This is a genomic window from Candidatus Pelagibacter communis, assembly GCF_001180025.1.
GTDB classification, from domain to species: Bacteria; Pseudomonadota; Alphaproteobacteria; order Pelagibacterales; family Pelagibacteraceae; genus Pelagibacter; species Pelagibacter ubique_A.
The window spans coordinates 42,681-58,290 of record NZ_CVSK01000047.1; the positions used below are offsets into that span (position 1 = coordinate 42,681).

Annotated in this window: 15 protein-coding genes; 3 read left to right on the forward strand and 12 right to left on the reverse strand. The window is 29.3% G+C overall.

The genetic code is table 11. The annotated features are described in order from the left end of the window. Window positions 1-4: 4 nt before the first annotated feature. Genes AMN83_RS02080 through AMN83_RS02115 form a run of 8 tightly spaced genes read right to left on the reverse strand, consistent with a single transcriptional unit; the run spans window position 5 to window position 7,459 of the window. Window positions 5-424, reverse strand: a complete 420-nt coding sequence (locus tag AMN83_RS02080) for a secondary thiamine-phosphate synthase enzyme YjbQ (protein WP_075503999.1) — start codon at window positions 422-424, stop codon at window positions 5-7. Further along, window positions 424-1,479 (reverse strand): cell division protein ZapE, encoded by a 1,056-nt coding sequence (zapE, locus tag AMN83_RS02085; protein WP_075504001.1) that lies wholly within the window; start codon window positions 1,477-1,479, stop codon window positions 424-426. The genes AMN83_RS02080 and zapE overlap by 1 nt, the downstream gene beginning before the upstream one ends. After that, window positions 1,479-1,910: a hypothetical protein gene (locus AMN83_RS02090; RefSeq protein ID WP_075504010.1), complete on the reverse strand. Its 432-nt coding sequence runs from the start codon at window positions 1,908-1,910 to the stop codon at window positions 1,479-1,481. Before AMN83_RS02090 ends, zapE begins: the two co-directional genes overlap by 1 nt. Window positions 1,911-1,912: 2 nt before the next feature. Then, a complete protein-coding gene (locus tag AMN83_RS02095) occupies window positions 1,913-3,211 on the reverse strand; it encodes an outer membrane protein assembly factor BamB family protein (protein WP_075504012.1) in 1,299 nt (432 codons plus the stop codon). Then, window positions 3,204-3,848, reverse strand: a complete 645-nt coding sequence (locus tag AMN83_RS02100; protein ID WP_075504013.1) for a hypothetical protein — start codon at window positions 3,846-3,848, stop codon at window positions 3,204-3,206. The genes AMN83_RS02095 and AMN83_RS02100 overlap by 8 nt, the downstream gene beginning before the upstream one ends. Window positions 3,849-3,850: 2 nt before the next feature. Continuing rightward, on the reverse strand, window positions 3,851-6,520 hold the full coding sequence (acnA, locus tag AMN83_RS02105; protein WP_075504015.1) for an aconitate hydratase AcnA: 2,670 nt from the start codon (window positions 6,518-6,520) through the stop codon (window positions 3,851-3,853). Between the two features lies 1 nt (window position 6,521). Beyond that, window positions 6,522-7,115 (reverse strand): LysE family translocator, encoded by a 594-nt coding sequence (locus tag AMN83_RS02110; protein ID WP_072090462.1) that lies wholly within the window; start codon window positions 7,113-7,115, stop codon window positions 6,522-6,524. 2 nt (window positions 7,116-7,117) lie between these two features. Then, window positions 7,118-7,459 (reverse strand): tRNA-binding protein, encoded by a 342-nt coding sequence (locus tag AMN83_RS02115; RefSeq protein ID WP_075504075.1) that lies wholly within the window; start codon window positions 7,457-7,459, stop codon window positions 7,118-7,120. A gap of 27 nt (window positions 7,460-7,486) precedes the next feature. On the opposite strand from AMN83_RS02115, the gene argE reads away from it, so the two are divergent. After that, a complete protein-coding gene (gene argE / locus AMN83_RS02120; RefSeq protein ID WP_075504017.1) occupies window positions 7,487-8,665 on the forward strand; it encodes an acetylornithine deacetylase in 1,179 nt (392 codons plus the stop codon). Here argE and AMN83_RS02125 read toward each other — a convergent pair. Together AMN83_RS02125 and speB are read right to left on the reverse strand one after the other, a co-directional pair. Next, the gene (locus AMN83_RS02125; protein ID WP_075504019.1) at window positions 8,662-10,095 is read right to left on the reverse strand and encodes an aldehyde dehydrogenase family protein; all 1,434 of its coding nucleotides are present in this window, start codon (window positions 10,093-10,095) and stop codon (window positions 8,662-8,664) included. The genes argE and AMN83_RS02125 overlap by 4 nt on opposite strands. Before the next feature lie 20 nt (window positions 10,096-10,115). Beyond that, entirely contained in the window at window positions 10,116-11,075 is a 960-nt protein-coding gene (speB, locus tag AMN83_RS02130) for an agmatinase (protein WP_075504021.1), read from the reverse strand. Between the two features lie 53 nt (window positions 11,076-11,128). On the opposite strand from speB, the gene AMN83_RS02135 reads away from it, so the two are divergent. Both AMN83_RS02135 and AMN83_RS02140 read left to right on the forward strand, forming a co-directional pair. Then, window positions 11,129-11,857, forward strand: a complete 729-nt coding sequence (locus AMN83_RS02135) for a putative zinc-binding metallopeptidase (RefSeq protein ID WP_075504023.1) — start codon at window positions 11,129-11,131, stop codon at window positions 11,855-11,857. Continuing rightward, a complete protein-coding gene (locus tag AMN83_RS02140; RefSeq protein WP_075504025.1) occupies window positions 11,854-12,504 on the forward strand; it encodes a peptidylprolyl isomerase in 651 nt (216 codons plus the stop codon). The genes AMN83_RS02135 and AMN83_RS02140 overlap by 4 nt, the downstream gene beginning before the upstream one ends. Here AMN83_RS02140 and AMN83_RS02145 read toward each other — a convergent pair. Together AMN83_RS02145 and AMN83_RS02150 are read right to left on the reverse strand one after the other, a co-directional pair. Continuing rightward, window positions 12,497-14,719: a 3-hydroxyacyl-CoA dehydrogenase/enoyl-CoA hydratase family protein gene (locus AMN83_RS02145; RefSeq protein WP_075504027.1), complete on the reverse strand. Its 2,223-nt coding sequence runs from the start codon at window positions 14,717-14,719 to the stop codon at window positions 12,497-12,499. The two genes, AMN83_RS02140 and AMN83_RS02145, sit on opposite strands and share 8 nt — an antisense overlap. 36 nt (window positions 14,720-14,755) lie before the next feature. Then, window positions 14,756-15,610: an ABC transporter permease gene (locus AMN83_RS02150; RefSeq protein ID WP_075504029.1), complete on the reverse strand. Its 855-nt coding sequence runs from the start codon at window positions 15,608-15,610 to the stop codon at window positions 14,756-14,758.

Sequence of the window (15,610 nt, forward strand, 5' to 3'; positions counted from 1 at the left end):
AATTTTATTCTCCAATAAAATGATGAATTATAGTTCTTTTTTGAGCCTCTAATCTGTGTTCAAATAAATATATACCCTGCCAAGTTCCAAGCAACAATTCACTATCTTTCACACTTAAAGAAATTTGATTATTTGTTAATGCGGATTTAATATGTGCAGGCATATCATCTTTTCCCTCCGTAGTATGAACATATAGTTTGTTATCCATAGGAGCTAATTTATCAAAATAATTTATTAAGTCTGTTTGTACATCTGGATCTACATTTTCTTGAACAATTAATGAGGCACTTGTGTGCTGGATACTTAAATTAAGAATACCATTTTTAAAGTTATTTTGACCAATCCAATGAATTGTATCATTAGTAAACTCATATAACTTTTGACCATTAGTCTTAATTTGAAGATTATAAAATTCTTGTTTCATTATATATACTCCTTCGATGTAAGCTCATACAATCGACTAATGGTTCGTTTAAATGGTTTTTCTAATAATCTTGAAGAGGTAAATTGATTTAAATTTAGATCAGCTGTCACTGCTAATGAAATATTTTTATCATAAATTATATCTAATAAAGTGATAAAACGTTGTTGTTGATTTGAATTTATATCATTAAATCGAGGTATTTGATCTATTACCATAAATTTACAGTTTTTAACTATTTCTAAATAATCTTCCGATCCTAAATTTTGATCACAAAGTTGATTGAAATCACATCTAACAATTCCCTCATAAAAGTTTTCTATTTTAAATTCTCTTCCCTTTACATTAATTTTTATTGAAGATTTTTTTTTATCCTTTGTTATTGTTCGAAAAAATTTGTTAATCTTAAAATTAGTTTCTTGATTAAGTGGAAAAAAATATCTTTGTTTTTGATTATCATTAGATTTTCTATAATCATCCTCAATTTTTAATTCATGCTCGATTGATTGATCTTCCATTATTTTTATAAAAGGTATAAATTGTTCACGTTGAAGACCTTCTTTATAAAGTTCCGAAATTTTAGTATTTGAAGTAAGAATAATTTTAATATCTTCTTTAAATATTTGTTCAAATAGTTTTCCTAAAATCATTGCATCAACAATGTTTGTTACTTGGAACTCATCGAAATAAACTAATGAAGCTTTTGATTTTAAATTTTTGACAAATTGATTGATTACATTTTCTTCATTTTTTTCTTTTTGCTCATGGACAAAATCATGAAAACCTAACATAAATTCATTAAAATGCTTTTTTAATTTTTTTTCTTCAAGATGATCATAAAAGAAGTTTAAAATCATTGTTTTACCAACCCCTACACCACCATATAAATAAAATCCTTTTTTAGTTTTTTGTTTGGAAAATAATTTTGAAAAAAATGATTTGTAATTACTATTATGGTAATCTTCTAATTTTTTAATAACTTTGATTTGATTAGGATTAACTTCTAAATTTTGAATTTCACAATAAGATATGAATTCTTTTTCAAATTTTTTTGGCATCAATTTTTTTTAGTTTTAAAGTCAATACCATACTCTGATCTTGGTCCTTTCCTAAGCCCGAATGGACCTGAGATAAATAAAGTTAATGGTTTAGTTCCCGGTTCCAAATCTACTCTATGCAAATTATTTGCTGATCTAAAACCAATATACCCAGGTGGACGCCAAAACTTGCCGGTGCTTAATGTTTCCCAATAACCGCCTCTTAAAATTATAGTGATATAAGGAAATGTGTGATTATGAACTCCTTCTCCATGGTCATCTGCTAGCATCTCATGAATTAATATATTGAATGGAAACCATTTAGGTCGATACCTCATCAAAACATAGTAACGGTTCATCCAAGGCTTTGCCTCTTTAAAATTTGGATGTGAAGGTCCTCTATCTAATACAACTTTTTTTCTACCAATTTTTTCTAAAAATTTTAAGAACATGTTTAGTTATATTGTACAATTGATCCATTTCTTACTACATATAAATTGTTATTAAATATAAATGGTTCAGATACTAATCCACCAGAAACTTTTTCAATTTTTATTATTTTTCCATCCTCAATCCCAGCTATGATCATTTTACCATCTGAGCTAGTCAAAAATACGTTTTTATGTCCAATTACAAAACCAATTGGATAAATATTTTTTCTTTTTTTATCTTTGTAATTCATAAATAGATCTGTAATTCGAACTATATTGCCTTTATTTTTGTCAATTAAATATAAATAACCTTCATTAGAGATTGTAAAAATTAGATTTCCAACCAAAATAGGTTTTACATTAGAATTAACTTCATTTATCCAGTTTGTTGTTCCTGTTTTTAAATCAATTGAATAAAACTGATTTTTATTATTTGAAAAAAATACTGAGTTTCCATCTGATACTAGTTTAGAACTCTTAAAGTTATAAGTTTCATTTATTATCGAGCTACTCTGTGTAGGTAGTTGCCATGTAATTAAACCTGTTTCAATATCTACCGCTGTAATATCTCCTATAGAATTATTGAAAATAACATTGTCGTTTAAAATAATTAAAGAATATTTAATATTTGAAATTGTAAATGAGTCCTCTGTTTGCAAATTCCAACATTCAGAACCATCTTTAATTTTAAAACATCTCAACGTATTTTTATAATCAATAACAAATATTTTATCCTTATGCTTTTTAATATTTGAGTTAAACGGATAATCATTATTATTTGACCAATTTAATTCTCCAGTACTAATATTCATAGAATAATATTTTGCTATGCTATCAGTTACTAAAAGATTTTGACCATCTACTAAAAAATTAAGTTTTGGTTTTAATTTTTTTTCAGATTTTGAATAATGATTTTTTTTCCAAATAACTTTCTGATTATTATCATACCTAATAATTGAACCTTTTTTATCAAAAAATATTATTCCATTTTTCAAAAAAATCGGTTCGAAATCTAATTGATTAATTTCCTCTAACTTTGAAAATTTAAAATTGCCAATCTTTGCTAATTCACCTTTGTAATTTTGCAAACCAAGATTATTTTGATTTTCATTTTTTTTATTATTTATTTTTATTGAGGATAAATCTAATTTTAAATCTCTATTAAATTCTGAAACACTTATATTTTCTTCTGCAAAAACTTTTGTTATTTTTTTATCTGTTTCTAATTTATTTTCTTTATCTTTCCAAATTCTGGAGTTTTCATTAAATGAACAGTTATTAAGAAAAAATAATGCAATGAAAGTAAAAATTAATTTATTCACTCAAGTCTCTGTTCAATCTTTTCTCTGCTTGAAGTCTTATGTCTGGATTTGAATTTTCTAAAGCTATTATTTGATTGAAAAATTCTTTAGCTTTTTGTTTTTGATTATTTGCATAAAAATATTCTGCTATTAAATATAAAGAATGTGATTTCCAGACACTTTTTGAATTAATCAGTGGATTTAGCATGTTTAGAAGGTCATTCTCCTGAGCGTTATCTGCATTGTAGAGTGCCTTCTTGTATATAATCAAATTGTTAATCTCACTGTCTAACGAAGTATCGTTTATCAATATATCAAATAGTGAATTAATTCTAGACTGATCACTTACAAGATTATTATCAATGATGAAATAAAGGGATAAAGGTGAATAAGTTGGATCTTTCTTGTTTACAATTTCAATCAGGCTACTAGCTGTTTTTTCTTTTGTTTTTTCTGAATAATCAATGATTATTGAATTATAACTATCTGAGATATCTTTTTTTTTATTAATTAAATATTTATCGTAACTAAAAACACCAACTATAATAATTATTAAGATAATTATACCTGAAATTATTTTATTTTTATTATTTACAAAAAAATTCTTAATTTTTTCATTTCTAGTATTGGTATTTATAATTGATAAATCTTCATCCATAACTAAATCATATTCCTTAAAACGTACTGCAGAATACCTCCATTTTTATAATACTCTAATTCATTTTTTGTATCAATTCTGCATAAAGTTTTAATTTTCTTTATTTCGCCTGAAGCATATTTAATTTCAACTGTCACTTCATCTGAGGGATTAACACCCTTTTCTATATTTAGAATACTAATTAATTCAGAACCAATTAATTTTAAATTTTTTCTATTTACATCTTCAATAAATTGTAACGGTAATATTCCCATTCCAATCAAATTAGATCGGTGGATTCTTTCAAAACTCTCTGCGATTACTGCTTTTATCCCAAGTAATTTTGTTCCTTTAGCTGCCCAATCTCTAGATGATCCAGTTCCATACTCTTTTCCACCAATAACAACCAAATCTGTTCCTCTTTTTTTATATTCAACAACTGCATCATAGACAGGAAGAACTTTTTCTTCTGGGTATAACTTAGTAAAACCACCTTCTGTACCTGGAGCCATTTCGTTTCTAATTCTTATATTTGCAAAAGTTCCTCGCATCATAACTTCATGGTTACCTCTTCTTGAACCGTATGAATTATAATCTTTAGGTAAAATTTGGTGTTCCATGAAATATTCACCAGTTGGACTATCTTTTTGAATACTACCAGCTGGCGATATATGATCAGTTGTAACCATATCACCTAAAATTAATAATGGTCTTGCGTCCTTAATTTCTTTAAATCCTTCTGGTTTATCTGGTAACGAGTCAAAAAACGGAGGTTTTTTTACATATGTTGATCCCTCATCCCAATTATAGATGCTGCTTTTATCAGTTTTAATTTTTTGCCATTGAGTTGGGCCCTCTGAAACATTTGAGTATCGTTGTATAAACATGTCAGCATTAAGTGAATCTTTTAAAGTTTCTTCTATCTCTTTATTTGAAGGCCAAATATCTTTTAAAAATACATCTTTTCCTTCTTTATCTTTTCCCAATGGATCTTTGTACAAATCAACTTCCATATGCCCAGCTATTGCGTATGCAACAACAAGTGGAGGTGAAGCCAAATAGTTAGCTTTTATATGTGGAGAAATTCTTCCCTCAAAATTTCTATTCCCAGATAAAACTGAAACAGCATAAATATTTTCTTTTTGGATAGCTTCTACAATATTTTCTGGAAGTGGTCCTGAATTTCCAATGCAAGTAGTACAGCCATACCCAACTAAATTAAAGCCAAGCTGATCTAAATAAGTGTTTAATCCAGCTTTTGCCAAATAGTCTGTAACTACTTGAGATCCAGGTGCTAAAGAAGTTTTTACCCAGGGTTTAACCTGCAAACCTTTTTCAATAGCTTTTTTAGCTAATAGTCCAGCCCCGATTAAAACATTTGGATTAGAAGTGTTAGTACATGAAGTTATTGCAGCAATTAATATTGAGCCATCTTTAATTTCGTAATCTGTATTTGATACTTTCGAAATTGACTTTTCATTTTTATTTGTAGCTTCCTGCAATACTTTTTGAAACGAACTAGGTGCATCTGTTAACAGAACTTTGTCTTGAGGTCTTTTAGGTCCTGAAATAGTTGGTACGACTGTGGACATATCTAAAGATATAATGTCAGTAAATTCTATTTCGTTACTCGCCCATAAACCTTGTTCCTTGGCATAATTTTCTACGATATCAACAGTTTGTTGATCTCTTCCAGAAAATTTCAAATACTTTAATGTTTCTTCATCGATAGGAAAAAAACCACAAGTAGCACCATATTCTGGTGCCATGTTTGCAATTGTTGCTCTGTCCGCTAGTGTTAAATTTTTTAAACCCTCTCCATAAAACTCAACAAACTTACCAACCACTCCTTTATCTCTTAACATTTTAACAACAGTTAATACTAAATCAGTTGCAGTAGTTCCTTCTGGCATTTTGTTCTTCATTTCAAAACCGATGACTTCTGGTATTAACATGGAAATTGGTTGACCTAACATTCCTGCTTCAGCTTCAATTCCTCCAACACCCCATCCTAAAACAGATAAACCATTTACCATTGTTGTATGACTATCCGTTCCAACTAAAGTATCTGGAAAAAGATATTTTTCACCTTTAAATTCTTCTGACCAAACAACTTTTGACAAATATTCAAGATTTACTTGGTGACAAATTCCTGTTCCTGGTGGAACTATTCTAAAATTATCAAATGCCTGCTGTCCCCATTTTAAAAAAGAATATCTCTCACCATTTCTTTCAAATTCTATATCGACATTTTTTTCAAAAGAATTTGCTTTTGCAGATTGGTCGACTTGCACAGAGTGATCAATTACAAGATCAACTGCAGACAGTGGATTTATTGTATTTGGATCTTTATTTTTTTCTTTAACTGCTTCTCTCATTGCAGCTAAATCTGCAACTGCAGGTATTCCTGTATAATCTTGAAGCAAAACTCTTGCTGGTCTATATGCAATTTCAGTTTTAGATTTTTTTGTCTTTAGCCAGTTTTTAATCGCCTCTATTTGAGATTTTGTTACACTCAAGTCGTCTTCGTATCTTAATAAATTTTCTAGTAAAACTTTAAGAGATTTTGGAAGTTTATCTATTCCTTCAAGTCCATTTTTTTCTGCTTCATTTAATGAATAATAATTGTACTCCTTGTCATTGACTGTGATTTTTTTTAGTGATTTATAAGAATTTTTATTTCCTGGGGTCATATTATAAATAAAAAGTTATTATGCTTGTTAAAAGAAGCAGTGACATAGCATAATTAAAGTAATTAATAAATTTCTGATTTGTCGCAAATTTCCTGAAAAATTTACCTAAGAAGGTCCACAGAGTTATACTGGTCACTGAAACAATTAAGGCCATAATGATAATTTGAGTCGTATAACTTACAAAGGTTTCTCCTGGATTAATATAAGTTGAAACAAGAATAATTGATGCAATAACGCCTTTAGGATTTAAGAATTGAAAAATAAAAGTTTCATGAAACTTAATTGGATTTTTGTTTTTATTTTCCTGATCAGAAGGTCCTGAAAAAGAAATTTTGTATGCTAAATAAATTAAAAATAGAGTTCCTAAATATTTCAATACCTCTTGAATTAAAGGATAAAGTTTAAAAATATTTATCAACCCTAGAGCTAAACATAATAACAAAAATGGAAATCCTAAAGTTACACCAATTATATGTGGCAGTGTTCTAAGAATACCAAAATTGAAACCAGAATAGAAAGCAACGAAATTATTTGGTCCAGGTGTAAATGCTGCAACAATTCCAAATAAAGTTATAGAAAGAATTTCAGGATGCATTATTAAGCAATCGGTAATCCGTTTTCTGCTTTTTGAGAAGGATGAACAAGTATAACTTTGCCATCGGCATCAATTGCTCCTAAAACCAATACTTGAGAAACTATTCCGGCAATATTTTTTTCAGGAAAATTACAAACAGCAATAACCTGTTTTCCTTTTAAATTCTCCTCATTATAATAATGGGTAATTTGAGCCGAAGATTGTTTAATGCCAATTTCGCTTCCAAAATCAACTTCAACCACTAAAGATGGCTTTCTCGCTTTTTCATTTTTTTTTACAGAAATTACAGTACCAATTCTAATATCTACTTTATCAAAATCATTATAGGTAATTTGCTCTTTAATCATAATATAATATAGTGTTTTAAGTTTATGAGTATAGATAACAATTTATATGAAAAATCAATCAAGATTTTAACTGACTTAATCGCATTTAAAACTATCTCAGGTCAAGATAACAGTAATTTAATTGATTATTGTGAAAAAATTTTAAATAACATCGGAATAGATACTTTCAAAGTTTATGATGATGATAAAAAAAGAGTAAATCTTTTTGGAACTCTAAAAGCAAAAAATCAAAGCATAAAAAAACCAATTATATTATCTGGTCACACTGATGTGGTTCCCGTATCTAAAGGTTGGAGCAGTGATCCATTCGTTGCAACTATTAAAAATGATAAATTATATGGAAGAGGCTCATGTGATATGAAAGGTTTTATTGCATGTACACTTGCTTATGCACCTATCTTCAAAGAAAGTAATTTAGATAGAGACTTACATTTCTGTTACACATTTGATGAAGAGACCGCATGTATTGGAGCCCCTTTATTAATAGAGGAATTAAAAAAAAGAGAAATCAAAAATGGAATTTGTATAATTGGTGAACCAACTAAAATGAAAATTATTGACGCCCACAAAGGTATGAATGAATACACAGTTCACTTTGGAGGACTTGCGGGACATAGTTCTAAACCACATTTAGGAGTAAATGCAGCTGAATATGCTACTAGATATGTTGGAAAACTTTTAGAAATTAGAGAAGAATTAAAAAAAAGAGTTCAAAAAGATAGTATTTTTGATCCTCCACATTCAACTTTATCAATTGGTGGAATTAAAGGTGGTATTGCTCATAATGTCATTGCAGATAAATGTAGTGTTGAATGGGAAACAAGACCAGTTGTTAAAGAAGATGGAGAATTTGTTACGAAAGAAATTGATAAATATGCAAATGAAGTACTTCTACCAGAGATGAAAAAAGTTTTTCCAGATTCATATATTAAAAAAGAAGTGATAGGTGAAGTTGTTGGTTTTAACAGATTAGATGAGTCTGAAGCATGTGAATTTGTATCAAATATAACTGGTGATAATTCTAGAGAAGTAGTTTCTTTTGGAACAGAAGCTGGTTTATTTCAAGAATTAGGTATCAGTACAGTTGTTTGTGGACCTGGATCCATAGAACAAGCTCACAAAATTGACGAGTTCATAGAATTAAATGAAATGAAAAAATGCCTTAAGTTTTTAGAGGGTGTAAAAGATAAGTCAGTAAATTAACTCCAACCACCTACGGCTTTTACTTCTAAAAACTCTTCTAATCCGTGTTCGCCTGCTTCACGACCTATTCCGGAATGTTTAAAACCACCGAAAGGTGCATCAACAGCAATTCCAGCTCCATTAACATCTACCATTCCAGATCTTAATTTTCTTGCAACTCTTTGTACCTTTTTAGAGTCTTGGGTTTGGATATAGTTTGTTAATCCATAAGCAGTGTCATTTGCGATTTTTATTGCTTCTTCCTCTGTTTCAAATGGAATAACTGACAAAACTGGTCCAAAAATTTCTGTTCTTGCAACATCCATATTATTATTTACGTCCGCAAAAACAGTTGGTTTAACAAAGTAACCTTTGTCTAATCCATCAGGTTTACCTGTTCCTCCAGCAACTAATTTTGCACCTTCATCTATTCCTTTTTGAATTAAAGTTTGTATTTTATTGTATTGATTTTCTGAAATAACTGGACCTATATGTTCTCCTTCTTTTTTAGGGTCACCAACCTCAAAACTTTCAGTATATTTTTTTAATCTCTCAATAGCTTCTTCATACATTGATTTTTCAACTAACATTCTTGTTGGCGCATTACAAGATTGTCCAGAATTTCTAAAACATCTTAAAGCACCTCTTTCAATAGCCTCTGGATCAGCATCTTTAAAAATTATATTTGCTCCTTTACCACCTAATTCTAAGCTTACTCTTTTAAAATCTTTAGCAGCATTTTGTGAAATCAAAGCTCCTGCTCTTGTTGATCCCGTAAAAGAGATCATATTTATATCTGGATGACTTGTAAGAGCATCACCTGTTGTTTCTCCATCACCATTAACTAAATTGAACACACCTTTTGGAAATTTTACATCATCAATAATTTCAGCAAGTATCATTGAAGAGAGTGGTGCTAATTCTGATGGCTTTAAAACCATTGTACAACCTGCAGCTATTGCTGGCATTACTTTTAAACAAACTTGGTTCATCGGCCAATTCCATGGTGTTATTAATGCACAAACACCTTTTGGTTCATAAATTAATCTTTGGTTAGGAGCATGATCTCCTAACGGTTTTTCAAATTCAAAATTTTTTAAATATCTAATAAATGATTTGATATGACTTGCTCCTGTACCTGCTTGTAATTTTGTTGCAAAATCTTTTGGAGCACCCATCTCAAGAGTTATAGCTTCTGCAATGTCTGCCCATCTTTTCTTATAATTTTCATAAAGTTTTTCTAATAATCCAATTCTTTCTTCTTTAGAAGAAAAAGCCCAAGACTCATAGGCGTCATTAGCTGCATTAACAGCAATATCAACATCAGCCTTATTTCCCAAAGTAATTACAGCACAATTTTCTTCAGTAGCAGGATCAATTACTTTAATTTCCTCTGAGCTATTTGGTTTTACCCAAGCTCCATTAATGTAAAAATTTTTTTTGTCTAACATGTTTTGACGTTATCCTTTCTTTATGTTTTTGCAAATAAATTAGTTAATTCATAAACAATAGTTGCTGCTGCTAAAGAAGTTACTTCTGCATGATCATATGCTGGAGAAACCTCAACGACGTCTGCTGAAACTAAATTTAATCCAGACAAACCTCTTAAAACGTTTACCATTTCTCTTGTAGTCATCCCTGCAATTTCTGGTGTACCAGTACCTGGAGCAAATGCAGGGTCTAAAACATCAATATCAATTGATAAGTATAAAGGATTATCTCCCACTCTTTTTCTTATTCTTTCTGCTATTTTATCCGTTCCTTCTGTTTGAAACTCATCACAATGAATTATTTTAAATCCAAAACTTTCATCATTTTTAATATCATCTCTACTATAAAGTGGGCCTCGAATTCCAACATGCATAGAAGCATCATCTAAAAATAATCCTTCTTCTCTTGCTCTTCTGAATGGAGTTCCGTGAGTATAAGGTGCACCAAAATATGTGTCCCAAGTATCTAAGTGAGCATCAAAATGAACTAAAGATACAGGGCCTTTATTTTTTTTATTGATTGCTCTTAACAGTGGTACTGCAATAGTATGATCTCCACCTAAACTTATAATTCCCCCAACCTTATTTAGTAAATCTGTTGCACCTACTTCTATTTGTTTAATTGCTTCATCAATACTAAATGGGTTACAAGCGATATCGCCAGCATCTGCAACTTGTTGGATTTTAAAAGGCTCAACATCATAGCTTGGATGATAATTGGTTCTTAAATGTCTTGATGCTTGCCTGATGCTTTGTGGACCAAATCTTGCTCCTGGTCTATAACTAGTTCCAGCATCAAACGGAACACCAACAATTGCAACATCACAACTTTCTACATCTCTAAGTTCAGGAAGTCTTGCAAAAGTGCTTGGGCCAGCAAATCTTGGAACTTTAGTTCCACTAACTGGTTGAATTGGATTTTTGTTTCTTTCTTTTTTCATTTTTTAATAATCTAAGATAATATTATCTCATCTAATTCGTCTATAATAATTTAATGAAAATTTTATTTTTATTTATTCTTATTTTTCATATTTCGCATGTAAATGCTGATGAAATTTATAATCTGATAAAAATTCCAAATTTAGAAATTTATAAATTAAAAAATGATAATAATATTCGTTATTTAAGCGCTAAAGGTAATTTTAAAATTGGTGTAAATAACAACATTTCTTGCGATAAAGTTAATATAAATAATTTAAATTCAAAATTTCCTCTAATTGAAAAAAATCTTAATCGATATAATTCTAATTTTCTTAATAAGATAAAATTAAAATACATAGTATTTTGTGAAAATTTATTCATCTCTGAAATTAATACTGGTGGAATACCTGATAATAAAAACAGGACATTAATTTTAGATATTAATTTTAATAAAAAATATTTTGAAAGAATGATTCATCATGAAATTTTTCATATGATGCAAAACACTCACATTGAATTTTTCGATGAGGATAAATTTTCTTCTTTTAATTTAACATCATTTAATTATGCTGAATGTTCAACTTGTTCTGATAGATTGAATTTAGATCTATATGAAAAAACCGATGGCTTTTTAACAGAATATTCTAAATCTATCCCATCTGAAGATATGGCGGAAATTTTTTCATTTTTAATGACTGATAAAGAAACAATTGAAGATAAAATTAATAGTGACAAAATCCTAAATAATAAAGTGAATTTTATAAAATTAAATTTAGCTAAAATAGATAAAAATATTTTATGATTAAAACTATTAAAGCCTCAAAATCAGAAAAAATTTTATTTATATTTTTAATTTGTCTTTCAATTTTTGCTTTTACATCTTTTTTTTTATTAAAAAATAAATGTCTATTTGTAGAAAAAAATAATTTAAGTAAACTTAAATTTAATTATCCAGATAATATTGCAGTAATGAATGTTGAGTGTGGAAATGTAATAATTGAACTTTATCCAGATATTTCTCCTAAAGCGGTGGAAAGATTTAAAATATTAATTGAACAAAAAATGTATGATGGTTCTGCTTTTTATAAAGTTTCAGAAAATACTTTTGTACAAGCTGGAGATATTGAGTATGGAAATATAAATAATTTAGATTATTCCAAAATTGGTAGCGGAAAGTCTGGACTGGGATTGTTAAAATCAGAACTAAGCAACGATTTTAAATTTACAAAGGGAAGTGTTGGTTTTGCTAGAGCAACAGAATTTGATACAGAAGATAGTGAATTCTTTATTACATTAAAAGAAATTCCAATTTATCAAGGTGAATATACTCCAATTGGTAAAGTAGTTTATGGTTTAGATATATTAACTAAAATTAAAACAGGTAATAAGGCAATTTATGTTTTAAGACCTGATTATATTAAAACCTTTAGAATGTTTAATTCTAATTAATTAAAGGTTTACCTGTCGATAATGTATGTTTAATTCTTTCTTGAGTTTGTTTTGTTTCTATCAGTCTCATAAAAGAATCTAGTTCTAGTTTATACAGGTCATCCTCTGACAATACTTTTTCAATAGTAGTGTCTCCACCACTTAAAACGTTTGCAAGCTCAGTTCCAACATGCATACCATGATCTAAAATTACCTTTTCGTTGTATAATTTCTCTAAAACCTTAATCATTTTATCTTTCAACGGCTTTCCAGAAAGTTTGAAATTGCACTCTTCTGGAGGAACAAAATCATTATTTTGATCAATTAAATTTTTTGACTCCTCAAAAAGACTGTTTCTGTTCATTATTTTTTTGTCTTCTGGTCTTAAATACTTTAATGGCTCAGCCTCGATTGGAGATGTAGCTGTTTTAGCATAACCAATAATATCAAAAACTTTTAGTGGTGCATAATCTGGGTCTGATTTTGCTTCTTCTGTTTGTGACCATCTCCACAACATTTCCTTACATCCCCCGCCTGCTGGAACTAATCCAACAATAGTTTCAACCAATCCAATAACTAAATTTGTATGTGATGCAACAAAATTACTTTGAACTAAAACCTCGAAGCCTCCTCCAAGCGTAAGTCCAGAGGGAGCTGATACAACAGGGTACTTAGAGTATTTTAAAGTTTTGCATGTATCTTGAAAATACTTAATGAATTTTTCAATTGATTTAAAATCTCCTTTGTCAGCAAAATTCATAGTATAACTTAAATTTACACCTGCTGAAAATTGCATGCTTTCATTAATTATTATTAAGGGTTTGTCAGTTGCATTTTTCAGTGCATCCATTGAGTCATAATCTAATGCACAAGCTTTTGTTGTAAATTCAACAATATTAAAATCTTTAAATCGATGAATTTCAGCTGAATTATTTTTATCTAGTTTAATTGATGATGGTCTTATTTTTCCTAAAGTTTGAATGTCTGTATAAATTTGTCTTTCTCCATAAAAATTTTCATCTTTTGTTTTTGATAAATTTTCTAAAAATTTATTATTTTTAAAGTTATCAATTCTTTCAAAGAAATTTGTAACACCTATCGATTTCAACATTTCAAAAGGACCCATTGCCCAATTAAAACCAAGTCTCATAGCTTCATCAATATCGTTAAACTTATCAGTAATCCCCGGAACAAGTGAAGATGCATATTTAATTATTTTTGAAATTACAATCCAGGCATACTCACCAAACTTATCTTTTCGATTAATTAAATTACTAATATCAACAGTCTCAATTCCTAAATCTATTTTTTTTGTTGCAGAATACTTTCCTGTTTCTAAATTTATTGCTTCTAAAATTTTTTGATCCCCACTTTTATTCATTCTATAAAAGCCGCCTTTTCCTTTGCGCCCTGTATAGCCTGTCTCAATTAATTTTTTGACTAATGGAATTTCTTTTGCAACAATTTGAAATTCGTCTTTTTTTGAAAGTTCTTTTATAAAGCTCTTTAATACATCAGCCATCAAATCAATTCCAATTAGATCGTATAATCCAAATACTCCTGTTTTGGGTATTCCCATCGGTCTACCAAAAACTGCGTCGGCTTCTTCTATTGAAAGTTTCATTTTGAATGCTTCTGTCATAGCAACTTGCATTGCATAAACACCAATTCTATTACCTAGAAAACCTGGGGTATCGTTGCAAACTATAGCGCCCTTACCGAGCTCTACTTCACAAAATTTCTTTAAAGAATTGATTTTATTTAAATCGTTATTTTCGTTTTTAACAATTTCTAACAATCCCATGTATCTAACTGGATTAAAAAAGTGAGTGATACAAAAATCTTTTTTTTCTTCGTCATTTAATTTTTCTGATAAAACTTTAATTGGAATTGATGATGTGTTTGATGAAACTATTGCACCTTTTTTTCTGTTCTTAAATATCTTCTCATAAATATTATGTTTAATATCAATTCTTTCTACTACTGCCTCTACCACCCAATCTGCATCTTTTACTGCGTCAAAATTTTCTTCAATATTTCCAACATTAATATTGTTAATTTTACTTTTATCTATTAGCAAAGGAGGTCTAGATTTGTGTATTCTTTCTCTAGCTTTTTCACTGATTTCAGTAGTTAAATCTAAAAGAGTAACTGGTATACCTGCATTACATAAATGGGCAGCTATTCCACTACCCATTGTGCCAGAGCCAATAACTACAACTTTTTTAATTTCCATACCAACTTCTATATATGATTAAGTTATTTGGGTAAATTATCTATTTATTCCTCTTAATCTTTCAGATCTTCTTCTTAACAATTCAGCACTAATTAAGATTAATGTAGATAGAATAATTAAACATGTAGCTACAGCAAGAATTGTTGGACTTAATTGCTCTCTTAATCCAGTCCACATCTGTATAGGAATAGTTGTATTTTCTAAACCTGCCAAAAATAACACAACTACAACTTCATCAAATGAAGTTACGAACGCAAATAATCCTCCTGAGATCACACCTGGTAAAATTAAAGGAAGAGTAATTTTCATAAATGTATTAACTGGATTACTTCCTAAACTTGCTGCCGCTCTTGTAACACTGTGATCAAATCCAGAAAGTGTTGCTGTTACAGTAATCACAACAAATGGAGTTCCTAATATTATGTGAGCTAAAACTATTCCTGTATGTGTTGCGGCAAGACCAACTTTTGCCATAAAAAAGAAAATTGCAACCCCAGAAATAATCAAAGGTACAATCATAGGCGAAATTAAAGTAGCCATTATAATTCCTTTGTATGGCATATGCCTGCTGCTTAATCCTAAAGCAGCCAAAGTTCCTAAAATTATTGATCCAATAGTTGCAAATATAGCAATTATAAAACTATTCTTTGCAGCTAATCCCCACGGGTTTTTAGTTCCATAAATCATATCTTTATACCATCTTAAAGAAAATGCATCTGGGTCAAGATTTTTCATTCCTTCAGAAAAAACTAAAAACTCCTCTGCATTGAATGATAGTGGGAAAATTACAAACAAAGGTGCAATCAAAAAGAAAAATACAAAAGTACAAATCGCAATATAAATGTAATGCCAAATTCTATATCGAGTTTCTGTATAACTTGGTAAAGCCAT